Source organism: Streptomyces sp. NPDC001135 (genome assembly GCF_053598395.1).
This window is the reverse complement of record NZ_JBSFKD010000037.1, coordinates 64,976-87,590: the sequence shown is the minus strand read 5'-3', so window position 1 is coordinate 87,590 and position 22,615 is coordinate 64,976. Positions and strand designations below refer to the sequence as shown.

The following is a 22,615-nucleotide window of genomic DNA, read 5'->3' as shown; positions in this document are numbered from 1 at the left end:
TCTGCCCTGGGCAACGCTCCGCTACGCCTCGCTGGCGTTCTCATCGGCCGACGCTTGGCGCAGCGGTCGGCGGCCGGCCTGCGCGGGGCAGAAAAAGGGCTGGTCCTCCATGCCCTTGCGGTAGTGCTGGCGCAGTTCGCCGCGCTGTCCGAAGAAGACCCGCCGGGCCAGGCGGTGGCGGGCCTCGGCGATGTTGAGCTGCTTGCCGATCATGCGCCGGTTTTGAAGTGGTCCAGACAGCGAGCTGATGTGTCATGAGACATATCGAAGTCTGGAGAAGGACGGCCACCGGACCGTGCTGAGGCGGACCAACGACGGCGTCCAGCTGCAGTGGCGGACCGGCCGCGACGTCACCGCACTCTGGATGGACCTGACCGTGGCCGCCATGCGCCTGCCGCCCGGCGTGATCCTGGACGGCGAGGCCGTGGTGTACCTCGCCGGCGAGGACGGCACCGTGCACATCAGCTTCGCCGCGGCGCAGTCCCGTGCGCTGTCCCGCCCCCGCCGCGCGAGGGAGCTCTCCGATCAGCATCCGGCGACGTACGTGGCGTTCGACATCCTGGCCCACCCTGCGGCGGGCTTTCCCGATCTGCGGCCGCGTCCGTACGGGGAGCGCCGCCGTCCTCCTGGACGTGCTCGCCGACGTCGGTTTACCGATCGTGCCGGTGTGGTCGACCACGGACCTGGACGAGGCCCTGCTCTGGTACGAGACGCTCGAAGGCATGGGTGTTGAGGGAATCGTGGCCAAGCCGCTCAGGTCGGCCTACAAGGCGGGCCGGGTCTGGGCGAAGGTGAGGCACGCGGACACAGTCGACGCCATCGTGGTCGGCTTCACCGGCACGGCCCGCCATCCGAAGGCCCTCGCCGTGCGGCTGCCCGACGGACGAGTGGCGCTGTCCCAGCGGCTGACCACGGCGCTCGCATCTGTCGTCGGCCCGCGCATGGTCCCCCAGCCGGGGCGCGCGTTCACGAAGGCCGGCGACTCCTACACGCCCGCTGGAGGTGATGCCGTGGTTGAGGTTATCGCCGCTTCTCTTGGGGTTCCAGCTGTGGCCGTGACGCCTGTCAGGAGTTGAGGCTGCTCAGCGGCTGTGGCCGACAGTAGCCTGCGCAACATCTGTGGTGCTGTCCCTCGTGAGAGCGAACTCCGCCCGGATGATGGGTAGTTACCCCAAGGCGCTGTGCGATACTGAGGGCATGGCAGACCCGGGATCGCGACGACGAGTGGACAGGCGTGCTTGGCGCGTCCTTTCCCTTGCCGTGATCCACGTGTTGGCTGCGGTCGTCGGCTGGGTGCTGTACGACTTCTGGGGTGGGACCAGCGGTCTCCGTCGGGTCCCCGCGCCTCAGCCCGCGCTCTGCGAATAGGGCGCTTCGATCTCCTTTCCTTAGGTGAAGTGGGACCCTCTGTGCGTGGGAGCGCCTTCAGTAGCAGAGGCCTTCCTCTTCACCTGCTCGTTTCGGGTGTAGAGGAAGATCGAGAATGCTTCGGAAGAAGACCCTGTCCGTCCAGGCCGAGGAAACCGCCGGGCACCCTCCGGCCCAGGCGGAGGGGGAGGCGACCGCGCTGAGCGCAGGGAACTCCTCAGACGCTCCGCAGGATCAGCCGCGCAGCCCTGCTCAGGACGTAGGCGCCGCTGTTGCTCGTGGTGCGGCCGGAGGCCTCGCCAAGGGCATCGCCTTCGGCGCGGGCAAGCGCCTCTGGAAGGTGTTCGAGGGCCTCTGGGACAACCAGTAGCAGTCGTCCTGGGGGCCGGCTGCGTCGGCTCCCAGGACGGTTCATTTCCTGGACTCGCCTGATTCAACGCGCGAGTCAGTTCACGGTTGGCTTGTCGGGCTGCTTCCAGTTCTTCGGCGCGCTTTTCGAGCTCACGGTTCCTCTCGGCGAGTTCCTGCTCCAGCGTCGAAATGCGGCGCTGGAGATGGTCGACATCGACCGAGGCGCCCAGCCCGGACTCCTCCCGGACCTGTTCACCGAAGGCTGTGGAGAGGCGTTGCTCCAGTACCTTGACGCGCGATGCGAGGCGGGAGTTGCGGCTGAGGGCATGGGCGAGGTCGGTCTGGAGCGAGGCGCGGCTGACTGCCGACCTTCGCAGCCCCTCCTCGACGGGGGTGCGGCCGCGGCATGGACGCGTTCGAGGAGGTCGCCATGGCGATAAAGGAAAGCCCGGTCGACGCGGGCGGCGCGAGCGATGCCGGAGACCGTGATGTCCCCGCCGCATCGAGGCCTTGACGACTCGTTCGCGGCGGCAGGCCGAGTCGGCCCGCCGCCCGTCGATCCCGGGACCCTGGGCGACGGCAGCACAAGGCCCGCCCCAGGCAACACCCCAGCGCGTCCTCGTTGCCGGGGGTGGCCCGCGGCGCGCTCGACGACCAGGTCGGCGTCGGCCAGGGGCGGGGAGTGCTCGACGCTCGCCCCCGCCAGCTCCCAGCCACACGGCGTCGCCGGCAGCGTCGGCGAACGCGCCAGGCGCGGCCGGCGCGCCGCCGGGCAGGCCGCGAGCGCGGCACGCCACAGGACCACCGCTGCGTCCAAGGGCGGGGCACTCGGGCGGCTCGGTGCGTGTGTGGAGCCGCTGCCAGCAGTGGCGGACGTGCTGTTCAGCCTCTCGCACAACGCAGAAGGCGTCGTCTGGGAGCGGGGCCGCGGATGATGCGGCCTTGCCGGCGCGAGGTCCGATGCGACCACGCACCAGGCGGGTAACTGGGGCGAGGCGCCTTCGGCTGCCCTGGTGGAGGACGGCTGCCCGGGCGACCAGGATCGTGGCGATGACTGCTGCAGCGGTCAACGCGGCAGCCGCGTGCTGATCGGACATGACGGTGAGGTCCTTCGTAGGGGTACTGATCGGAAAGCGGGAAGCCGGTGTTCGTGTCCTACCGGCCCTCCCGCCTCCTCACGCGCGGTCAGCCGGGCCAGGTTCCGGTCAGGCGGCGGACGGTGGTGGCGCCGACGCGGTCGACGGCCGCTTTGACTCCGGCGAAGACCGCGCCCTGGAGCGTGGCGGCGAGCAGCACCTCGCGCCAGGTGCGGTCTTCGTCGGTGGCGTCCGGGGCGTCCTCGTCGTGGCCGAGCATCTTCCACGTCTGCTTGAACAGCGCTCCCGCAGCCATGCCGCTGACCGCGCCGAGCGCGAGACCGACCGGCTTGTAGGCGATCTTCGATGCCTTCACCCGGCTCATCCCTTCCGGCGGCGGCAGGCCAGCCACACCACGACGGCCGCACCCGCTGCCGCGAGCAGCACCTTGCGGTTGTCACGCGCCAGCCGCGCTCCCTGGGCGGTCTTCTCCCTTACCGGCTCGGGCGCCTTCTCCTGCCACAGCTGACCGGCCTGAGCGGTCTTCGCCCGGGCCTGCCCGGCGGCCTGGGCGGCCTTGTCCTTGACCGGATCGGGCAACTGATCCTGCGCCTGGTGAGCCAGGTCGGCGGCCTTCGCCTTCAGTTCCCCGGCCTTAAGGACGGCCTGCTCCCTCAACTCGCCGGCCTTCGCCGCGGCCTGCTCCTTGACCTCGGCGGCCTTCTCCTGGGCGCGTGCCTTGACGTCGGTCTTCGCCGCGAGCGCCTCGACCGTCTCCCCGAGCTCGGTACGGGTCTGCTCGACCTGCTCGCGCAGTTCCTCAGGGCTGGAGGCGGTGGGTTCGTCGTGAGGCGGCTGAGTCATCGGTGCGCACTCTCCTTGATCTCGGCCACGTCGGCCTTCACGTTCTCGACCGTCTGCTCGGGCGTGGGCGGCGCGGCCCGGTCGACCTGCTTCTTTCCACTCATGGCCATCACCGCGGCGATCACACCCAGCACCGCTGTGACGATCAGCCCGGCCGCCCACACCGGCAGCGCCACCGCCAGCGCGGCGATCACGGTGGCGACCAGCGCCTGCGCCATCAGGAAGCCGACCACGCCGGCGCCGCCGAACAGGCCGCCGCCCTTGCCGTAGTGCTTGCCCTTCTCCTTCATCTCCGCCTGCGCCAGGCGCAGTTCACCGCGCACCAACTCGGTCAGCTGCTGCGAGGCCCGCTGCACCAGCTCGCCCACCGGCTCCTGGCCCAAGCGGTCCGCGCTGGGGCCGGATCCGGCATGGTGCGGCTGCGTACTCGACACGGCGGTCACCTCCCGTCCCTCTCAAGTTCCTGCGGGCCGGACCGCGTCATGCGCCCGACCACCCGATGAGGGCGCGAGTACCCCGAGCAGGCGAGTTCAGGACAGGCGTATGACAGGCGTGTCTGTCTGCTTTCGCCAGTCCGCCCGGCCCGCCCCAACCTGCCAGGGCCAGTGGCGCAGGATCAGGCACGGAGCGCGCCGGGTGAGCCAGGCGCTGGCCAGGCCGATGGCGGCGCCGGTGGCCACGTCGCTGGGGTAGTGGGCGCCGCTTTGCACCCGCTCGAGCCCAACCATGGCAGCAGGCACCGCGCATAGCGCGCCAGCGGCCCGCCACTTGGTTACCACGGCGGCGGTGAAGGCCGTCGGCGCGGTGTTCGGGCCCGCGATCGGCTCAGGGGTCGTGCGCGTCCTCGTAGTACTGGCGGGCGGACGAGCCGGCGGTGGCGGTGAGCCAGTACAGGGTCACGTGCGTGAGGACCTGGTCGTCGGTCAGGCCGTTCCCCTCGCCCATGCCCAGGATCAGCTCGTTCCAGGCCAGCTGGCCGGCCGGCGAGCCCGTCAGGGCGGACGAGAGTGTCTGCGGGCGGGTCGACTGGATGGCCGCGAAACCGGCCTTCCCCTGGAAGTTCGCCAGGACCGCCAGCCGCGCGTGGTCGTCGGGGTCAGGGACTCCATCTCCCCCGGCGCGCCGGAGGGGAAGGAGAACAGCTGGAGCACATGGGTGCCCACCAGCCCCTTGGGCCTCAGCAGCCCCCAGCTGCCGTCCGACGAGCGAACCCGCGTCGCCGCCGTGGGCGCCGTAGCGGTCGCCGTAGCCGGGCCGGTGCATCAGCGCGTCCCAGGCCCGGGCGATGCGGCGGGAGCTGCACCCGCGGTCCCGGGTCGGGCCCGAGAAGGTGTAGCCGGGCAGGGAGGGGACGGCCACGTGGAGGGCGTCGGCCGGATCGCCGCCGTGGGCGCGCGGGTCGGCAAGCGGGCCGATCGTGTCCGTGAACTCGGCGAACGATCCCGGACGGCCGTGGGTCAGGACCAGCGGCAGGGCGTCGGCTTCGGGCGAGCGGACGTGCAGGAAGTGGACGTCCGCGCCGTCGATCTCGGTGGTGAACCGCGGGAAAGCGTTCAGCCGGGCCTCGTGCGCGCCAGTCGTAGCCGTCCTGCCCGTACACGGCGAGCCGGCAGACCCCGGCGACCGCGATCCCCTACTCCCAGCCGTCGCCGGGTGCATCGGCCGGCCAGCGGGTGCGGGCGAGTCGGTCGCGGAGGTCGTCCCGGGGCGGCGTCGGCGATCTCGATGCGGAACGGCCGGATGGCGTGCGTGTCTTCGTCGTGCGCGGGGATGGCTCGTCTCCTCGGACCGTGGAGGTTTCAGGCCACCGGGCCTAGGGACGGGCGGTGTCCGCGCGTGTGCACACGGCGCCGGCTTCGTTGACGCTGCGCGCAGGACCGCCGGACGGTCGCCCGGCGGCAGAGGCCGCGTGGCGGAATTCGCGCGGGCTGATCCCGAACGCCTCGCGGAAGGCCCGGCTGAATGCCGATGCTCCGGTGTAGCCCCAGCGGGCCGCGATGGCCTGGATGGGCAGGCGGGCCAGGTCCGGCCGGCCCAGGTCGGTACGGCAGGCCTCCAGCCGGCGGCGCCGGATGGACGCCGCGACGCTCTGCGGCCGCTCGCGGAAGAGCTGGTGCAGCGTGCGCACGGAGATGTGGTGGTGGGCGGCGATGGCGCTCGGGGTGAGCGCGGGGTCGCCGAGGTTGTGCTCGATGAACGCGTCGATCTGGCGGCGCAGGACCTGCGCGCGGAACTCGGCGGGCGGCTGCCCGTACGGATCGGCCTGGCCCGCGAGGCAGGCGGCCGCCATGTCGACGGCCACGGTGCCGAACCGGGCCAGCTCGTGCGGTGTGCACTCGGTGCCGTGGCTGGCGAGCGAGCGGATGAAGCCGGCGAGGACCGCCCCCATGCCTGCGTCCGTGGCGATCCGCCGGCCGAGCAGCCGGTCGATCCGGCCGGTCGGCAGGGGCATGGCCTGCCGCGGCAGCTGGAGGATGACCACCCCGATGCCGGAGGTCAGGCTCGCGGCCTCGTGCGGGTGCGAGGTGTCCCACAGGATCAGGTCACCGGGCCCGATCTCCGTGTCGCTGCCGCGCTGGGACATCCAGTAGCGGCCCTTGGTCATCAGCGCCAGCTGGTACTGCTCGGGGTCGCTGCGCCGGATCAGCGCGGGGTTGCGGCGTGAGCGCAGCGGCGAGTGGGCGAACGTCGACACCTGTGCGGCGCCGAGGGCCAGGGCGGCCGCCTCGGCGTGGAAGTCGTCGGTGTGACGCTCGCTGCGCAGCTGCGTCGGCAGCAGCGTGCGGACCACCACGTCGTGGTACCAGTCGAACCGGTCCCTCGCCGGCAGAGCAGCGGTCGTCGCTCTCGTCCACATCCCCGTGTTCCCCCTCGACGGCCAACGGCGGCCGTCGGCCGTCATCATGGCTGGTGGGGGGCCGGTGGGCTAAGGGGAATCGCCGGGCCGGGCCGAGGGAACGGTCACATTTCTTTCAACAGGCCGGCGTTCGCGCTCGTGCCGCGCGGCGCGGCCCCGCGCAGGGACAGGATCCGGCTCACGCCCAGCGCCTGGAGGACGAAGACCGCGCAGAACGCGATCCGGTAGTCGTCGCCGGTCGCGTCCAGCAGCACGCCGACCGCCGGCAGGGTCGTCATCGAGGCGATGAAGCCGCCCATGTCGGTGATCCCGGACGCCCTCCCCTGCCGGGCCGGCGGATTGGCCGGCGGGCGAAGCCGAAGCCGGTCATCGAGGCCGGGCCCCAGGCACCGAGCACCACGCACAGGGTGACGAGCAGCCACATCGGGGCGCGCGGGCCCGGGTACGCCAGGACCGCCGCCCACAGGGCCGCCGTCGTGCCGATCGTGCCCAGGGTCAGGGGGGTCCGGGAGCCGGGCCGGCGGCCGATGATCTGGCCGTAGAGCAGGCCGAAGCCCATGTCGGCGACGACCACCAGGGTCAGCAGGCCGCCTGCCGTGGACCGGTCGAGCCCCCGGTCCTCGACCAGGAACGGCAGGCCCCACAGCAGCAGGAACACCATCGCCGGGAACTGCGTCGTGAAGTGCACCCACAGCCCGAGCGGGTGCCGGGCACCCGCCAGGACCGGGCGATCTGGCGTCGTCGGCCACGTGCTCGCTGACCGACCAGCGTGCACCGCGCTCGGCGAGCAGCGCCCGCGGTTTCCCCCGCGCGCAGCGCGCGCCGTTCGACCCCCTCCGGCATACCGTCCCCCCAACTGCCCCGTATGCCCCCAGCGCCGGGAGCGTCCACCCGCGTGCGCGGGGCGCCCAGGGGATCCGGGCGGCCGCGCAAGGGCACGGGGTGAGCGTCGGCGCGCAGTGTCAATGAACTCTGCACGCTGGGCACACCACCGTCCGTCCCGGATTCCTAGGCTCCCGGAGGTACGACAACAACGACCGAAATGAGGTCACGAATGTCCAGAACGAGCCAGACGAAGACAGCCGTGAAGCGGCGCCTGGCAGGCATGGCCGCGGTGGGCGCCGCGCTGCTCGGCACCACGGTGCTCACCGCCGGCCCGGCACAGGCGGCCGGATCCTGGCACTGCACGAACATCGGCGCCGGCGATCTGTGCGTCCGGACCGTCTCCAACGGCTGGGACGCCAAGTACGCCAAGTACAGCGGAACCCCGGCAGAGGTCGACTTCAGGCTGAGCTGCAACGGCAGCAAGTACGGAACCTGGGGTTCCGACGGCCCCTTCTGGATCTCCGAGGGCGAGACGAAGACGTACGTCTTCGCCATCGGACGCAACCAGTACGACCCCGACACCCAATGTGCCGTGGTGCTGCACGACCTCCGCAGCGGCCGTGACGTGTGGACCGACTGGGTCTAGGCGATCTTGAAGAAACGCCCCGACAGCTGTCCCGCAACTGCTGACCGAGGCCCCTGCGAAGGCCTCGCAAAGAAAGAGAACGGCCTGCCATGACACTCACCAGCACCCGACGCACCGCCCTCGCCGCCGCGTCCACCACCCTTGCCCTCAGTGGCGTCCTGACCGCCGCCGGCTCTGCCAGCGCCTCCCCGGGGCAGAGCGTGTGCAGCGTCCGCAGCGGCGTCGGAACGCTCTGCATCTACGAGCGCAGCAGCGGTTACGACGCGAAGTTCTACAGCAGCATGTCCGGGAAGGTCGACTTCAACCTCATCATCAACAGCACCCAGCACGTGGGCGACGAGGACAACTTCTACGTGACGCCGCGCGATATCCCGTACACCTACTACTTCGCCACCGGCAGGCAGAGCGACGCGGCCGTCTGCCTGTACTCGCGTGACGGCCAGCTCACGCAGCTGTGCACGCCGGTACTCTTCAACTGACGGCCAGTGACAAGCAGGGGTGAGCCCGGTGCTGCACGCCGCCCGGCAGGCCGCTCCGGGCAGCGCCGCCACCATCACTACGCGGTGTCGTCACACGGTTGTGCTCTCTCCGCCACGGGTTGACCTACGACTATGCCGCGCCAGCCACGGATCCCATCGGATGGGTCGAGAGGCGCACGGTCCAGTTGACCCTCGTCGTGGCGTGCCCATGACGTGCCGTCACGGTCAACGAACATGAGCGTCGGACCAATGAGCGTGCTCTTGCCATCCATGGGATGCCAGGCAGTCCCGCCCGGCTTCTCGTTGTGCGGGGTGTCCCACCAATCCGCACCCTTGACAGTCTGATCGTCGTACCAGAGTTGGTCTTGGCTGAACACGAGATCAGAGCAGGGCGGCAAAGTGTGGAAATAGATTCCCCATCTGGGGACACGTCCCGTCCTGCTGTCCGCAGTGATGAACTCTGCAAAGACTTGTGAGACTGGGTCCGGGCTTCGGTTGGTCAGGTGGACGCGCTGCTTCCCGTCCCGCTGCCGATCGACCCACAACCACACGCGGGAGGCTTGGTCACGTGATCTGTGCTCTTCTGCCTCATTCGATTGCTGAAGTTGGTCCTCGGCAACTGCAGCACTGTAGTACGTGGCCACCCCCGTAAAAATAAGACCGCCGATGGCCGCAAGAGCACCCACAACGGCGCCCACGTGCGCCCACGCGATCCGGCGCCACCACGAAGCCTCAGGCTCAGGCTCATGCTCGGGTGTTGACTCAGGCTCGGGCAGTGGCTCAGGTTCGGGCTGTGACACGGGTGGCTCTGCGCGGGTTCGCGCCCTGACAAGGGTCGGCCCCGTGCGCTGTCGCGCGAGACGTAGGCGGGCGTGGTGGGCGCGCATACGGCGTTCGGTGTCCGGGTCAGGGGGAGGCGAGTACACCAGTGATCTCCCGCAACTTGGCGGCGGCCAGGGGGGGTGGGCGACGGCATCGGGCCTGTCTCCAGTGTGGCGCACTGGAGACGGCGATGAGGACGTCCGTCACTCCTGGGCATGACGCGACCGCCAGAACGCACGCCTGTGCAGGGGTCAGAGCGCGGCGATGCGGACGGGGTGTTGTGTGCGGGGCGGGACGTGCTGGTCGTGGTCGGCGGTGCCGTGGGCTGCTCCGCACAGCTGCGGCCGAGGAAGGGCGCAGCAGACGTGCTGGCTTGGGCGGGCGTGTCTGGTCGACGGCCAACCTCCGGGCCGTCCAGGCCGGCGCCACCAAAGCCGCCCGCGATTTCGCCGACGCCGAACCCCGGATGCCCGAGCTGCTCGTCGACGTCGCCGAGCGGATCGTCGTCCCAGTCACCGCCGAGTCCCGCTGGTGCCCCGACCTCAGCAAGGCGCCCGCTCAACTCCTCATCAAGGCGTCCCCGACGGGATCACCGTGAGCCTCGTCTGAGTCTGCGACCTCTTCCTTCTGGTCGACCAGCCACGTGTCGCCTTGCCTGACCAGACGGAGCACGTCCTTGTGCGGCACTGCTTGAACCGTCGCCCTCGACGTCAACGCATGAAGAGCCGGGGTTCAGTAGTCGGTCACCAAGACTTCCCTCGGCTCCCATCGGGCGGACGGGAATCCGGCACAGCGGGCCGGACGGCCCGACCTCCTGTGCGTCGGCGGCACCATCACGCCAACAACTTGCCGAACTCCGACACCGCCTCCCCATACCGGGTGTTCCAGCCCTCGACCACGGCCGCCTCCAGGACACCTGTGTCCACGTCCTCCAAGAGACGCGGCGACTGTTTCCCCGGCGAATTCTCGTAGTTGAACGCGATGACGTCCAGGAACACCGGACGCTTCAACCGCGTGCTGTCCAGCCTCAGCAGCAGAGACTGGGCGAGCGCCGGGTAAGGGGTGAACTCGGGGTTCCGGAGCCAGGCGGTGAGGTCCGCCTCCGGCACGCTGTAGTCGACGGCCGCCTCCCCCAGCGCGTCGATGAACGCGGTGGGCGGCGCCTGCACCTGGAGGAGCCGGCTCAGCTCCCCGCGGCCGGTGGCGTCGAGGTCCGGCGGCTGGGCGATCAACCGGAACGCCTGCCTCAGCCAGGCCTGTTCGGCCAGCCGACGCGTCGCCAGGTCGCTCCACGGCGGCTCGGGCGTCGGCCTGCGGAACGGCGCGGGCATCCGCCGGTACTGCGCCGTGATCCGGCGCAGGCAGTCACCGAGCTTCTGCACGTCGTCGGGGTGGATGCCCTCGACCCACCCCTGCGCGGTGAACACAGCGGTGGCGGACGCCGACGTCCCCTCCCCACTGACCGTCACCACCGTGGGCGTCTCGTAACGTTCCCCGCCCCGTGTGGTGAGCGTGAGCTCGAACACGTCCGGATCGATCGTGTAGTCGAGCGTGAACGCCGTCCCGTCCACGGGAACGCTCACGTTCCCGCTCAGCGCGCCCAGCGGCACACCTCCGACGGACCAGGTGATCTTGGGCTGGGGATCGACGGGCTCGCCCCTGCCGCCGAAGCCGGAGCTGCGTATACCGAAGCGGGCCGTCGTCGAGGTGGCGAAGGTTCCCCGGCGGACGGGGTCGCCGCACGGCGTCACGGTCGTCTGGACCTCACCGACGGGGCCGACCACGTCGTCGGTCTGGAGGCCCCGGACGATCTCGACCGCCTTCACCGCGCCTGCCGTGACCGACAGGTCCACCCACTGCCGTTCGGAATCGACGGCTACGGTGCGCACGACGAGCGGTGTCGTCTCGACGGCGACATCGGTGTCCGGCGACGTCGTCGGCACCGACCCCCGGTACCACGCGCGCGGCCCCTTGCCAGCGACGTCGACGATCGAGTGGACGACCGCCCCTTCCCGGGAAAGGCTCGGCCCCATGGGGTCCATGCCGGCGTCCCAGCCCTGCGGGACGCGGTACTCGACGTAGACCCGGCCCACCCCTTTTGCCGACTCGCCGGGCGGGTGCAGCACGAGCAGGCACGGGCCGGTCGACGCGGACGCCGGCACGATGCGTGCGGTGACCGGTGCGCCCGGCTGCGGGAAGGCCGCCTCGACCACCCGACCCGCCAGCGCGTCCGGCATGAACAGGTGCAGGTTCGCGCGCGCGAGGTGCGGGCCCATGGAGGAGGCACCGGCGTACGGCCAGTCGGTGACCGTCGGCCCGATGAAGGTCGGCTGGCCAAAGTACAACGGCCCCGTGCCGAGGAAGCGGCCGGCGAAGGTGGCGGATGACATGAGGTCGTAAGGGGAGCCGTACTCCTGGCCGACGATGATGGTGGCGTCGGTCGGATCCCAGTCTGTGCCGTTGTTGTCGAGCCCGAAGGTGTGGTCCAGGCCGAGGACGTGGCCGACCTCGTGGCACATGAAGGTGAGGTCGCTCGACATCACCGGAATCACGGACACCCGCAACCCGTCGACACTGGTCGTACCGCCGTCGAAGCTCTGCGTGATCGTGGCAGGCTGGCCCGGCTGTCCCGCCCGGGGATTCGGTATGGTCCGCTGTCCCGGGTGGGTGAGGACGACCAGGCAGTTGAGTCCGGGCCACTCTGGGGGGTTGGGGAATCGGGCACGCAGCGCGTCAACGGCAGCGCGGGCCTGGGCGTCCCGGGAGGTGTCGGTCCCGATCGTCATGTCGACCCACGGGAACATCGACGAGTCGACGAAGTCGAGGTAACCCCGGGTGGTGTTCTCCCAGAACCGCAGCAGGGCGTGGTCACCGGTCATGAGCATGGCGATGCAGGCGGGATCGGGGATGACGGGCACGGTGGTGTCGTGCCGAGCCCGGATGATGCCGAGGCGGACGGACTTGGCCATGATGTTCGGCTCCTTGACGGACGGCCAACACGCCTGTATCCGGTGGAAATCCGACACCACGCCCGCCCTCCAATCTACCGTGCGCCCCGGCACCTCGCAGCCGCGAGATGGAGCCAGGTCAGGCCCCTGAGAGGCCGGCCTCACGGGTCACCTCTGGCGGCAGAGCCGGATCGAGCGGGGGCTCGGCTTCCGGGTCCGTGCTGGTGGTCCGGGGGCTTTGTAGCAACACTCACCGCAGAGGGTCCCGCAGCAAGCTGACGGACGCTCATGAACGATCGAGGTCAAAGATCTCTTGACGTCGGGCTCCGGTTGCCTCTGTGGCCACCGGGTCGCAGACTGAATATCGAAGCGCAAGCACACATCGTCGAGGACTGGTTCGCCGGAAACACGCCCGCAGGAACCAACCAGACAGGGCAGGCCCACGATACCGGGAGCCCGTACTTCGAGCGCATTCCTCTGGCCGCTGGACAGCGCGGACGTGCGTGTCGCTGCGCTACGTCGGCGGCTGCTCGACTTGGACTGGCCGTATGAAGCACGCATTGTTCCCCAGTGGACTTCTCGGTCCCGTCCGACGTACCAGTGCTTGCCAATCACATCGTGGGCAGGTGATCGCCATGACTGATTTCCACCCGGCGGATGAGTACTTCCGCTCGGCGGTCGGGTTCGTCCTCGAGGACGCCCACATCCTGAGGTTCCGCTACCACCTGCTCCGGCTGCGGCTGGCCGGCCTGACCGATCAGGACGTCGAGGAACTGACCGAGCTTGCCCGGCTGGTGTTCCAGGGCAGTGACGTAAGACAGCAGACGGCCTCCATCAGGAAGCGAGCCGACGCGAGCCCACTGGCCGTCACCATCGCCGGAGTCGTTGACGAGGCTGCCTCGGGCTTGGACTTGCCCTTCCAGGCGCCCGACCTGAAACACATACTGATGGGCGCCGTGTTCGGCGCCTACCTGAACACAGCCGAAGTGCCAGATGTCGAACCGGCCACGGTGGCGTCCATCGGCGCGCTCGCCGGGGCCGTCACCATAGCGGTCAGCACCACCACCATGGGCGCCATCGCACGGATCCCACCGGACGAGTATGTGCGTACGCAGAACTGACGGCCCGTGCCGGCGCCCGACTCGGTGCGAGCTGGCGCTGGGGCGTCCACCGCCGCGGACTCGGCTCATGAGGGTGGATGGGAGTGGGGCGGCCGTGCTGCGGACGGCGTGGCGGGGAATCCGGATGCCGCTGCGCTGGCCTCCGTCCGCTTCAGCACACGCGCCCAGACGTGGCTGTCCTCCGTCTCCATCAGCGTGTAATGAACCGCCCGGTGACCTTGGAGGCTGCGCTCCACATTGTCCTCGGCCCACCGGACCAGGCCCTGGCGGCCTCGGGAACGTCACACGCTCGCAAATGAGTAGTCGCCACGACCAGGACAACGCCTGTCATCAGGGCGAGGTATCCGGGGTCAAGCGGCTCGAAGTGCGGCTTCTGGACGTGGCGCCGCGGCATGGGGGTGGATGGGTTGCCGGGTGAGCCGACGGGTCATCAGGGTGGTCACCGCGAAGGTGAGCATCGCCTCGGAGTGCTGCGGCAGCGTCTCGTGGTCCCGCGCGTTCCGGCGAGCGTGAAGCAGCCAGGCGAGTGACCTCTCCACCACCCAACGCCTTGGCAGGACCACGAGTCCCTTTGCGTCCTTTGGTCTGCTCACTGCCTTGATCGTCAGGTGGAGGAGGGACTTGGCCCAGTTGACGAGCGTGCAGGCATAGGCCGAGTCGGCCCAGACGATGGTGATCTCCGGGTGCATCAGCCGCAGCCGGAAGAGGACTTCGCGGGCGGCCTGGCTGTCGTGCACATCGGCCGGGGTGACCATCACGAACAGCAGCAGGCCCTTGGTGTCCACGACGATATGTCGCTTCCTGCCCGGGAGCTTCTTCCCCGCGTCATACCCGGACGTGGAGCGAAGGACGGTGGCGGCGGCCTTGACCGACTGCGAGTCGATCACCACCGCCACCGGGTGCGGGGACGTGCCCATGGCCCGCCGGATGCAGCGCCGCAGCTGGTCGCGGATGAGGTCGAAGACCCCGGCCGCGGACCAGCGGGTGAAGATTCCGAACACCGTCTTGAAGGCGGGTAGTCCTGCGGCAGGGAGCTCCACTCGCAGCCGGCGTCGACGATGTAGCGCAGGGCGTCGACGATCTCGCGTCGGGGATGTGCCTCCGGGCGGCCGCCCCTCGAGGTCTGGCAGGCCGGCACCGGCAGCAGCGGCTCGACGAGAGCCCACTCGAGATCTAAGAGACCATCCCATCCGGCCGGGCCATGCTCGAAGCCCTCATCCACGGCGAAGGCGACCCCCAAACCCTCGCGGACCTGGCCAAACGCAGGCTCCGCAACAAGATCCCCGAACTTACCGAGTCCCTGACCGGACGCTTCCGCGAACACCACGCGTTCCTGACCCGCCTCCACCTGGACCAGTACGACCAGCTCAGCGAACGCATCGAAGAGGCGATGGCTCCCTTTCGCGGCGCCCTCGACCTGCTCGACACCATCCCCGGCATCAACCAGGCCGTCGACGAAGTGATCACCGCGGAGACCGGCGGCGACATGAGCCGGTTCGCCTCAGCCAAACACCTCGCCTCCTGGGCCGGGGTCTGCCCCGGCCACCACGAGTCGGCCGGCCGCACCAAGAACACGAAGGTCCGCCCCGGAAATCCGTATCTCAAAGGCGCCCTCGGCCTTGCAGCCTTCGGCGCGGTGAGAACCAGGCAAACCTACCTCGCCGCCCTCAACAAACGGCTCACCGCCCGTCGTGCCCACTGCGGGCTCTGGTCGCCGTCGAGCACTCGATCATCACCGCGATCTGGCACATGCTCACCGACCACGTCCCCTACGAGGAGCTCGGCGGCGCCTACTTCACCCAACGTGATCCCGAACGGGCCACCCGCCGGGCGATCACCTCACTCAACCAGCTCGGATACACCGTCACCCTCAACCCGCTGGAAAGCGTGGCCTGACCGACCAGAACCAAAACACCCGCCATCAGCATGGCCACAGAGCGCCCGCCCCTGCCCAAAACCACCCTGACCTGCTGCTATTTACGCGTCAGAGGCATGAACAGGGAATCGTTCCGGCAGGGTGCCTCCTGTCGTGGCGAGGAGGACGGATGAGTCTCGGTTTCGAAGGGACGGCCTTGCTCTACTCGCTCAGCCCCACGAGGCCCCAGCCTCGTCCGGCGGCTTCGGTGAGGACGTGGCCCCACTCGGCCAGCAGGTCTGTGAATGCGGTGAAGTTGCCGACCCGTCCTTCGGGATCGGCGGCATGTTCAATGAAGGCCCCTTGCATCCTCTCAAGCCGAGGCCGTACCCGCTCCCAGGTCGCGGCCAGTTCCCGCACGCCGTCTGGTGACTGTGCGAGCAGCAGCCCATAGACGCTGGGGTCGTCGCTGAAGAAGTCCGGATCCGTGTGCTGCGCTGCGCCGTCCAGCCCATCCCAGACCAACCCGAGCAAGAACGCGTCCAACTCCGTCCGAATTAGAGGATCAACGTGGTCGCGGACGGATTCCCACCGCTGCCCGGCCCAGAAGTGCGCCTTGAACGATCCAGAGGTGTGCAGGAACTCGTATACGGCGAAGAAGGCGCTGTTGCGTCCCCGTGGCCACTCCCAGTCGCCCTTGACCGTCGGCGCGTCGTGATCCCACAGCCCCGTCTCGTCGGCATACCAGGCATTCCTCAGCCGCGGCAGCCGCTCGCGGGGTGGAACCTCCCCTAGCCATGACCAGTCTGCAATCATCACCGTGATGTCCAGCCCCATGGGGGTCAGCGTACCGATCGCCCATACTCCAAGGCAGCGTCGGGTACCAGGCCCAGCCGCCCCGTGTTCGGGCTTCACGGAACTGCGGCCAGAGCCCCGAATTGGGCCAGAGGTGCTCTACTCCTCAGGTGTTCCGGCTTTGGACCGTGTGGGGAGGATGGGGAGCAAGAGCACGAGGATCTCTAAGCAGGCGTGCGAAGTGCGGTGGGGGCGCGCACTGTCCTTTCTGTTTCCTGGTTCGCAGCCGTACCACCTTGGGCGCCCTGGTGCCGTCTGGAACCGTTGCACTCATGGCCATTAGACGTATTCCCACGACGCGCCTCGGTCGCCTGGCCCTGACCGCGGGGGCTGCCCTCGCGCTCTTCATCGCGCTGCCCATGAGCAGCGCCTACGCCGCCTCCGGCACTTTCTTCTATCACTCACCGGTGGGGGACTTCTCTATCAGCAACCCGCCCCCTCCGCGTGTGCGAGCCGCTCCATGAGGGTGCCACCAATGCTTCGAACCAGACCAACGCCACTGCCACGCTCTACTTCGATGGCAACTGTCAGAACCCCTGGGGCAGCCTGCAGCCTGGCCAGTTCACCAACTTCTTCGGCGACCTCCCCCACAGCGTGAGATTCGGCTCGTAGCGGCCCCCCTGCGACGGCGCGACCCGCCGATGTCCGATGTCCGCGTCCCTGCCGGCAAGAGGCATACCGGGAACGGCGGCGGGCGGCAGCTGCCCGGGAACCCGGATCGCCCTGCTGCGGCGTTCGGGTGGACCAGGGTGACGCGCTCGCCGACGGCACCGCATGACATGGACGTCGCCGCAGCCAATGCTGATCACCCCGCTTCGCGGTCCTCCGCGTCCTTCGAATCGTACCGACGGGACTACCAGCGCGCGGTAGCGTCGGCCTCGGCCGGGCCTGTAGAGAGGCGGGAGTGAGGGACATGGTGGCACGCAGACTCCTGGCGTTCGCCGACGCTCTGGTGCTTCTCGGTGCCGAGCCGCCGCGGCTGGCGGCGTTGGATCGGGCGCTCGGTGGGGCGTTGAATCTGGCGACCGCCGGGGTCAGCGGCACGGTGATCGGCATGGCCGACGCCAACGGACGCCTCCTCGGCCTCGGACGCGACGCGATCCGCGGCGTCGGCGCCCGTCTGGACCGTACCCAGGGGCGTGCGGAGCGGACCGATGTGCTGCGCGCGGCGCACACGGTCATCGTCGTGGTGGCCTTCTTCGAGGCGATGGAGGAGTTGGAGCTTCCGTTCACCCTCGCCGAGGTGCGGTTGACCCGGGACGAGCAACTCGCCCTCGCCCGAACCGAATCGGGCTCGACCCCGCAAACGCCGGACCTGGTGTCGCTGCTGCTCGCCACGGACCTGCCCTGCCCGGCACCGCACATACCGGCCTCGGCGCTCACCGCGATGCTGCTCGCGAGTTACGCGGACTACGCCCGCAGGTTCTACGCCTTCCTCGAAGGCCTTGCTCTTTGGGAGCACATGGACGCGTTGCGGCGCCTTCGGGCCCGTGCGGCTCTCATGGATGACCTGCCGCGCGCGGCTCATGACCGATACCAGAGCCTGTACGTCGAGCTCGCCAAGGAGGCACCCGAATTCGGTTTCTGGGTCACACATGTGGCGCAGCAGGCGATCCACACAGACGTCGGCCGTGCCCTGTCCGGGATCGAGACTCTCCTCACCCGCACCACCGAGGCGCTGCGCCCGCCGGTCGACGTGGCCTCCGCGCTGGCGCGCGCTCACCGGGCGGCGCTCGCTCACCCTGTGCTGGACGCCACGTCGGCGCCGGACGGCATTAGGATTCCCACCCTTCAGGACCTCTACCTCGACCCGGACTTCCGCGTCAGTGCCGTTTCCGGGCAGGCCGCACCGGCCGACCACGAGTGGTGGGGGCGACTGCCCCTCCGCCGGGACCTCACCCGCTACCTGGCCGGGGCCCTCACCTCTCCTCAGCTCGCCGAGGCGCCCCTGCTGATCCTGGGCCAGCCCGGTGCCGGCAAATCCGTCCTCACCCGGGTGCTCGCCGCGCGGCTCCCCTCCGTCGGTTTTCTCCCCGTGCGCGTGCCGCTGAGGGACGTCCGGGTGGAGGACGAACTGCAGGACCAGATCGAACAGGCGATCCGCGCTTCCACCGGCGAACGGATCAGCTGGCCGGAACTGGTGCGCGCGGCAGGTGGCAGTACTCCTGTTCTGCTCCTGGACGGCTTCGACGAGTTGCTGCAGACGACCGGCGTCCACCAAACCAACTTCCTGGAGCGCGTGTCCCAGTTCCAGCGGCGTGAGGCGGATCAGGGGCGGCCCGTGCTGGCCTTGGTGACGAGCCGGACCTCCGTGGCCGACCGCGCCCGATACCCCACCGGCATGGTCGTCCTGCGCCTGGAGCCCTTCCGCGCCGAGCAGATCACGACCTGGCTGGCCGTGTGGAACGAGGCCAACATGGCCGGACTCTCGGCGCACAGCCGCGGCCCGCTCACTTGGCAGCACCTCGAACGGCACGCCGAACTCGCCTTTCAGCCTCTGCTGTTGACGATGCTCGCGCTGTACGACGCTGCCGAGGGTGCTCTGCGGCGCGCCGACGACGACTTCGACGTCACCGAGTTGTACGAGCAGCTGCTGTCCTCCTTCGCCCGGCGCGAGGTCGGCAAGGCGACACTCCACGCCGTCTCCGACGAGGACACGGCCGCCCTCGTCGAGCAGGAACTGCAGCGCCTGTCGCTCGTGGCCTTCGCCCAGCTGAACCGGGGGCGCCAGTGGGTGTCGGCCGACGAACTCGAGCAGGACCTCACCGCCGTACTGGGCAGGCAGCCGGTGCGGCCACCGGGATTCCGCACCCCGCTCACCGCCGCCGAAACGGCGCTCGGCCGCTTCTTCTTCGTCCAGCGAGCCCAGTCAGTCCGGGACGGCCAGGTCCTCGCCACCTACGAGTTCCTGCACGCGACCTTCGGCGAGTATCTGGCCGTACGCCTCACCCTGCACCTGCTCACCGACCTGCTCGCACCCCGCCCCGCGCTCTCTCTCGGGGACACCCGCATCGACGACGACCTCGCCTACGCACTGCTTTCCTACGCCTCCCTGGCGTCCCGGCAGATGCTGCGCTTCGCCCGGTCGCTGACCGGCAGGCTGTCCATGGCGGAACGGCGCCGGCTGACCCGGACCCTCATCCAGGTTCTGACCCAGCACACGACGCGCACCGGTGACCAGCACCCGGCCTACCGGCCCGCCCTGCTGCGCACGACGACACGCCACGGCCTGTACGGTTCCAACCTCGTGCTCCTGACGGTGCTACTCGCCGAGCGCTGCTCCGCCGCCGAGCTGTTCCCGGGCTCCGCGGACCCGCCGGGTGCCTGGCACCGGCACTGCCTGCTGTGGCGCTCGGCGATGAACGAGAGCCAATGGACGGACTTCGCTCTGTCCCTCGACGTGTATCACACGTGGGACGGCGAGGGCCGGGCCCTGGAGATATCGCTTCGCTCCGAGCCAGGCACCCCACCACAGCCCCTCGACATGAACTGGCACTTCCGCTACCCGCGAGGCAGCGCAGGCCCAGGCTGGTCACGGTCGCACTGGGACGAGCTGTGGCACAAAACGGCCGTGTCCGGCGGAACCAATGACTCGGTGATGCGGCATGCCCTGGACCCGGTATTCCGGTGGCTCGGCCAGGCCGTGACCATGTTCAGTCCGGTCGACGGTGCTCCGGCCTCATCGCTCGCCCACGACCTGCTCGAACTGCTGCTGGCCGATCGCACGACCATGAGCGACAGGAAACTCGGCGATCTCTACGACCGGGCGCTCCAGGGAACACGGCTGCTGATGGACATGCGCCACCCCCACCTGGTGTCGGCCGTGCACGCCCTTCTCACGGCCTTCGGCCAGGACAGGGGACGAGTGCCCGGCGACGCACACGACGACGTCCTGCAGTTTCTGGCACAGCTCATCCAGCTCATGTTCGGTGACAGCGAGAGGGCACAACCATTGCCGGTGACCGTCTTCGATGCACTGTCCCATGCGCTGGCATCCCACCGACCCTTGGTGCACGCCCTCATATCGGCGGAAGACCGGGCCCTGATCGCGCGCCACCACGATCCGGCCACCGGCCCGCCGGAGTGAGCAGGCGGGCCGACGGCCGGCGAGGCAGTCGGTTGGCGACCCCGGTTGCTTCGCGCGCCCGAAGCCTACGTTTGTCCCGGCTGGTTTCGCTGATGCGTATGCGCTCTACGCACTTCGAGCGACAGGTGCATCGAACCTCAGCCCGTTTCAGCCGATTTGCTTCTACCTCAAGGCGCCCCGGTGATCCGGCTCCGACCCCGCATGTGCCGGACGAGATCACATCCAGCCCGGGAGCGCGGCACACGAAGCCAGGAACGACCATGAACAGCGCAGCGTCGGAATACTGCTACTTCACCAGTAGACCCGCATCACAGTGGAGGGGATCATCGGCGCGGTCACCGGCGCCGTGACCGCGCCCCGGAGTCTCCTGCTCGGCCGGCTCGACGCGGCGGGCCGGCTGCGCCTGGTCGGCCGCTCCACGCCGCTTCCCAGGAAGGCGGCTGCCGAGTTGGGCGCCGTCCTGCGGCCGGCGGGAGCAGAGCACCCTTGGTGGGCGCCGACTGCAACGACTTCGAGACGGAGGAGGAGCACGGGCCGTGCCCGACCGACCCGTTCGGCACATTCCTGCACGGGCTGCTCACCATGCCTGATCTGTTCGCCGCCGGAGGGTTCCGGGTGACCGAGAATGCCACCGACACCGTCTTCGTCGAGCCGGGCTGCTGCAACGGCCTGGAGACCTGGCGGGACTGGCTGGAGGTGCTCGACGGCACCGGCTGCTCCTGCTTCGGCCACGATCCGTCGTCGGTGGCCGAACGCGTTGGCGACATTGTCCGGCTGACGTTCGACGCTTACGGGACGGACGGCAGCCCGGTGATCGAGCTGTCGGTAGACCAAGCACACAGGCTCGTCGCGGGCGCCCAGCAGGATTTGCAGGACTTCCTCGGTCTTGCCGGAATCTGGGCTGAACAACACCTGCCGGCACACGCCGCCGCCGTCACTGCCGCCCTGGCACGGGCACCGGACCTGGCGCCCACACAGTGACCAGCTTCCTGACCCACCGATCGCACGGGCACGACGCCCGTCTCCCCCTCCGCCGTCGGCACAGCGCGCTGCGGACCTGCATCACCCTCTTTGCTCCGTACGGCTTCCGGGCGACGTACCACCACCTCACACTCAGCGCCGCGATCCCCCGGCGGCTGGAGGCGGACCCGGACGCGCTGGTGCGGGCGGTGGAAGAACTGCATGAGGCGCGGGTGCTGTGGCTCGCGCGAGCGGAGGAGTACACCGCGCAACGCCGGGCGGAGAAGCGGGCGGGGCGGCGGGCTGTAGTGAACCCGCGACCGTGGTGGCTGCGGAGCTGGTGGGAGGGCCCGAACCGCGCCTGGTACGAAGACCCGTTTCGCCATCCGTCGCTGCGGCTGCCTGAGTATGTCCGGCGACAGAATGCGATTCTGGACGGCGCCGACCTCCCCGGCTGCCCCGCCTGCGGAGACCAGAGACCGCTGGTGTCGAACTCGACCGGGCACGGCTGGGTGGAGCTGTGCCGTGGGTGCGCGTGGGTGGTGGCGCCATGTCCGTGCGGGCAGCGGCACCGGTTCGTCCCGGAGACGCCGTTCAACTGGAAAGGGATCTGGCAGCGTGCGCACATGAGCGATGACGGCATGCCGAACCCACATTGGCCTGCGGGCTAGCCGGTTGATGCGGCACGGGGGCTTGAGTGTGGCTGATCAGCTGGGTGGGGCCCGCTCTTCAGACAGTTGCCCGCCGCGCAGGTGATCGTTGCCTGGCGCTCCTCGTGTCGAAGAGATATCACGGACGCTGCTGGGAGGTCGCCAGCTGGTCACCATACGTCGACGGACCAGACGTCGCCCCTCTGATGTCCGTCTGGATCTGGGTCGCCTGACCCGTACGGGTCAGGGTCAGCGACGACGTGGATGCGGGCGGCGGACGCGGATACGCGGTAGCAGTCCATGTCGCTCGACGTGTTGTGCTTGTCGAGTTCGATCGTGTGGCCCAGGGCCAGGATGGCGGTCTGCAGTTCCTTGAAGGGGACTCTGGGTGCGAATTCCCCGTATTCCCGCGAGAGCGGGGACGGCACGGTGCTCGGGGACTGGTCGTACAGCAGTCGTTGGATCTTCACGCCGAAGCCGAAGCACGACATCTGCCCTTGCCGCCCTGGTTGGTCCGGCGAGAAGTTGATTTCCACGAGCCCGTAGTCCCGCCGCAGTAGGCCACCACCGGGAACATCGAGGCATGTCGCCCCCAGGGCGGCTTCCCAGGCCTCCGGGTCGGCACCGAGGCCAACTCCCAGGACCTCACCGCAAACGGCGACGTGAGCGTAGAAGTCCAAAGCGGACACCCGCCAGCTCCCTCAACTATCCGGACAGGGCACCACTTGCTGACCTCCGCATAGGACAAGCGGAACAGCGCCCAGTATTCGGTGATCGTACAGAGCAGCCTGTCAGGACGGTCGCCGAGTGAGTTCGTCGCCGTCGTCGAAGTCGAAGTCCCAGGCGGGATG

Annotated in this window: 21 protein-coding genes and 3 pseudogenes; 12 read left to right on the top strand and 12 right to left on the bottom strand. The window is 69.4% G+C overall.

Features of this window, described 5'->3' with window-relative positions:
- Positions 1–21 precede the first annotated feature (21 nt).
- Positions 22–213, bottom strand: coding sequence for a Tn3 family transposase (locus ACWC94_RS34365; RefSeq protein ID WP_450801205.1), 192 nt, complete (start codon positions 211–213; stop codon positions 22–24).
- Positions 214–247: 34 nt separating this feature from the next.
- Between ACWC94_RS34365 and ACWC94_RS34360 the strand changes: the two genes are divergently transcribed.
- The 3 genes from ACWC94_RS34360 to ACWC94_RS34350 all read left to right on the top strand — a co-directional run bounded on the left by ACWC94_RS34360 (position 248) and on the right by ACWC94_RS34350 (position 1,738).
- Positions 248–733, top strand: a complete 486-nt coding sequence (locus ACWC94_RS34360; RefSeq protein ID WP_450801204.1) for an ATP-dependent DNA ligase — start codon at positions 248–250, stop codon at positions 731–733.
- Positions 633–1,076 (top strand): hypothetical protein, encoded by a 444-nt coding sequence (locus ACWC94_RS34355; RefSeq protein ID WP_450801216.1) that lies wholly within the window; start codon positions 633–635, stop codon positions 1,074–1,076. The genes ACWC94_RS34360 and ACWC94_RS34355 overlap by 101 nt, the downstream gene beginning before the upstream one ends.
- A gap of 407 nt (positions 1,077–1,483) precedes the next feature.
- Positions 1,484–1,738 carry a hypothetical protein gene (locus tag ACWC94_RS34350; protein WP_450801203.1) on the top strand — a complete coding sequence of 85 codons (255 nt, stop codon included), beginning with the start codon at positions 1,484–1,486 and terminating at the stop codon, positions 1,736–1,738.
- A 1,166-nt stretch (positions 1,739–2,904) separates the two neighbouring features.
- Here the strand turns inward: ACWC94_RS34350 and ACWC94_RS34345 are convergent.
- The 7 genes and pseudogenes from ACWC94_RS34345 to ACWC94_RS34315 form a co-directional block, all read right to left on the bottom strand.
- Positions 2,905–3,171 carry a DUF4235 domain-containing protein gene (locus ACWC94_RS34345; RefSeq protein WP_450801202.1) on the bottom strand — a complete coding sequence of 89 codons (267 nt, stop codon included), beginning with the start codon at positions 3,169–3,171 and terminating at the stop codon, positions 2,905–2,907.
- 5 nt (positions 3,172–3,176) lie between these two features.
- Positions 3,177–3,659 carry a DUF3618 domain-containing protein gene (locus ACWC94_RS34340; protein WP_450801201.1) on the bottom strand — a complete coding sequence of 161 codons (483 nt, stop codon included), beginning with the start codon at positions 3,657–3,659 and terminating at the stop codon, positions 3,177–3,179.
- Positions 3,656–4,027, bottom strand: coding sequence for a phage holin family protein (locus ACWC94_RS34335; protein ID WP_450801214.1), 372 nt, complete (start codon positions 4,025–4,027; stop codon positions 3,656–3,658). Before ACWC94_RS34335 ends, ACWC94_RS34340 begins: the two co-directional genes overlap by 4 nt.
- 162 nt (positions 4,028–4,189) lie before the next feature.
- On the bottom strand, positions 4,190–4,438 hold the full coding sequence (locus tag ACWC94_RS34330) for a phosphatase PAP2 family protein (protein WP_450801200.1): 249 nt from the start codon (positions 4,436–4,438) through the stop codon (positions 4,190–4,192).
- 46 nt (positions 4,439–4,484) lie between these two features.
- Positions 4,485–5,318 (bottom strand): epoxide hydrolase N-terminal domain-containing protein, encoded by an 834-nt coding sequence (locus ACWC94_RS34325; RefSeq protein WP_450801199.1) that lies wholly within the window; start codon positions 5,316–5,318, stop codon positions 4,485–4,487.
- A 154-nt stretch (positions 5,319–5,472) separates the two neighbouring features.
- Complete coding sequence (locus ACWC94_RS34320; protein ID WP_450801198.1) at positions 5,473–6,516, bottom strand: AraC-like ligand-binding domain-containing protein; 1,044 nt, start codon at positions 6,514–6,516, stop codon at positions 5,473–5,475.
- 69 nt (positions 6,517–6,585) lie between these two features.
- Positions 6,586–7,257: pseudogene (locus ACWC94_RS34315) on the bottom strand (MFS transporter); the annotation flags it as partial.
- 313 nt (positions 7,258–7,570) lie between these two features.
- Here ACWC94_RS34315 and ACWC94_RS34310 point away from each other — a divergent pair.
- From ACWC94_RS34310 to ACWC94_RS34300, 3 genes are all read left to right on the top strand, one after another.
- Positions 7,571–7,987: a hypothetical protein gene (locus ACWC94_RS34310; protein ID WP_450801197.1), complete on the top strand. Its 417-nt coding sequence runs from the start codon at positions 7,571–7,573 to the stop codon at positions 7,985–7,987.
- A gap of 89 nt (positions 7,988–8,076) precedes the next feature.
- Positions 8,077–8,466 carry a hypothetical protein gene (locus ACWC94_RS34305; RefSeq protein ID WP_450801196.1) on the top strand — a complete coding sequence of 130 codons (390 nt, stop codon included), beginning with the start codon at positions 8,077–8,079 and terminating at the stop codon, positions 8,464–8,466.
- Positions 8,467–9,661: 1,195 nt separating this feature from the next.
- A complete protein-coding gene (locus ACWC94_RS34300; protein WP_450801195.1) occupies positions 9,662–9,886 on the top strand; it encodes a hypothetical protein in 225 nt (74 codons plus the stop codon).
- Positions 9,887–10,121: 235 nt separating this feature from the next.
- On the opposite strand, the gene ACWC94_RS34295 is transcribed toward ACWC94_RS34300, so the two are convergent.
- Entirely contained in the window at positions 10,122–12,257 is a 2,136-nt protein-coding gene (locus tag ACWC94_RS34295; protein WP_450801194.1) for a hypothetical protein, read from the bottom strand.
- 605 nt (positions 12,258–12,862) lie between these two features.
- Here ACWC94_RS34295 and ACWC94_RS34290 point away from each other — a divergent pair.
- A complete protein-coding gene (locus ACWC94_RS34290) occupies positions 12,863–13,357 on the top strand; it encodes a hypothetical protein (protein WP_450801193.1) in 495 nt (164 codons plus the stop codon).
- Between the two features lie 350 nt (positions 13,358–13,707).
- On the opposite strand, the pseudogene ACWC94_RS34285 reads toward ACWC94_RS34290, so the two are convergent.
- Positions 13,708–14,579: pseudogene (locus ACWC94_RS34285) on the bottom strand (IS5 family transposase).
- Here ACWC94_RS34285 and ACWC94_RS34280 point away from each other — a divergent pair.
- Positions 14,559–14,996 (top strand): annotated as a pseudogene (locus tag ACWC94_RS34280) (transposase); the annotation flags it as partial. The pseudogenes ACWC94_RS34285 and ACWC94_RS34280 overlap by 21 nt on opposite strands.
- Before the next feature lie 110 nt (positions 14,997–15,106).
- Positions 15,107–15,253 carry a hypothetical protein gene (locus ACWC94_RS34275; protein WP_450801215.1) on the top strand — a complete coding sequence of 49 codons (147 nt, stop codon included), beginning with the start codon at positions 15,107–15,109 and terminating at the stop codon, positions 15,251–15,253.
- 181 nt (positions 15,254–15,434) lie between these two features.
- Here ACWC94_RS34275 and ACWC94_RS34270 read toward each other — a convergent pair whose 3' ends face one another.
- On the bottom strand, positions 15,435–16,049 hold the full coding sequence (locus tag ACWC94_RS34270; RefSeq protein ID WP_450801192.1) for a hypothetical protein: 615 nt from the start codon (positions 16,047–16,049) through the stop codon (positions 15,435–15,437).
- A gap of 931 nt (positions 16,050–16,980) precedes the next feature.
- On the opposite strand from ACWC94_RS34270, the gene ACWC94_RS34265 reads away from it, so the two are divergent.
- From ACWC94_RS34265 to ACWC94_RS34255, 3 genes are all read left to right on the top strand, one after another.
- Positions 16,981–20,154 carry an NACHT domain-containing protein gene (locus ACWC94_RS34265; protein WP_450801191.1) on the top strand — a complete coding sequence of 1,058 codons (3,174 nt, stop codon included), beginning with the start codon at positions 16,981–16,983 and terminating at the stop codon, positions 20,152–20,154.
- Between the two features lie 489 nt (positions 20,155–20,643).
- The gene (locus ACWC94_RS34260) at positions 20,644–21,135 is read left to right on the top strand and encodes a hypothetical protein (protein ID WP_450801213.1); all 492 of its coding nucleotides are present in this window, start codon (positions 20,644–20,646) and stop codon (positions 21,133–21,135) included.
- Positions 21,132–21,785 (top strand): hypothetical protein, encoded by a 654-nt coding sequence (locus tag ACWC94_RS34255; protein WP_450801190.1) that lies wholly within the window; start codon positions 21,132–21,134, stop codon positions 21,783–21,785. Before ACWC94_RS34260 ends, ACWC94_RS34255 begins: the two co-directional genes overlap by 4 nt.
- Positions 21,786–21,934: 149 nt before the next feature.
- Here the strand turns inward: ACWC94_RS34255 and ACWC94_RS34250 are convergent, their stop codons facing one another.
- Positions 21,935–22,453, bottom strand: a complete 519-nt coding sequence (locus tag ACWC94_RS34250; protein ID WP_382301594.1) for a hypothetical protein — start codon at positions 22,451–22,453, stop codon at positions 21,935–21,937.
- Between the last annotated feature and the right edge of the window lie 162 nt (positions 22,454–22,615).

Coding starts and splice junctions, on each gene's coding strand:
- ACWC94_RS34365 (WP_450801205.1), bottom strand. CDS start 213: ATGATCGGCAAGCAGCTCAACATCGCCGAGGCCCGCCACCGCCTGGCC.
- ACWC94_RS34360 (WP_450801204.1), top strand. CDS start 248: ATGTGTCATGAGACATATCGAAGTCTGGAGAAGGACGGCCACCGGACC.
- ACWC94_RS34350 (WP_450801203.1), top strand. CDS start 1,484: ATGCTTCGGAAGAAGACCCTGTCCGTCCAGGCCGAGGAAACCGCCGGG.
- ACWC94_RS34340 (WP_450801201.1), bottom strand. CDS start 3,659: ATGACTCAGCCGCCTCACGACGAACCCACCGCCTCCAGCCCTGAGGAA.
- ACWC94_RS34325 (WP_450801199.1), bottom strand. CDS start 5,318: ATGCACCCGGCGACGGCTGGGAGTAGGGGATCGCGGTCGCCGGGGTCT.
- ACWC94_RS34320 (WP_450801198.1), bottom strand. CDS start 6,516: ATGTGGACGAGAGCGACGACCGCTGCTCTGCCGGCGAGGGACCGGTTC.
- ACWC94_RS34310 (WP_450801197.1), top strand. CDS start 7,571: ATGTCCAGAACGAGCCAGACGAAGACAGCCGTGAAGCGGCGCCTGGCA.
- ACWC94_RS34305 (WP_450801196.1), top strand. CDS start 8,077: ATGACACTCACCAGCACCCGACGCACCGCCCTCGCCGCCGCGTCCACC.
- ACWC94_RS34295 (WP_450801194.1), bottom strand. CDS start 12,257: ATGGCCAAGTCCGTCCGCCTCGGCATCATCCGGGCTCGGCACGACACC.
- ACWC94_RS34275 (WP_450801215.1), top strand. CDS start 15,107: ATGCTCACCGACCACGTCCCCTACGAGGAGCTCGGCGGCGCCTACTTC.
- ACWC94_RS34270 (WP_450801192.1), bottom strand. CDS start 16,049: ATGGGGCTGGACATCACGGTGATGATTGCAGACTGGTCATGGCTAGGG.
- ACWC94_RS34265 (WP_450801191.1), top strand. CDS start 16,981: ATGGTGGCACGCAGACTCCTGGCGTTCGCCGACGCTCTGGTGCTTCTC.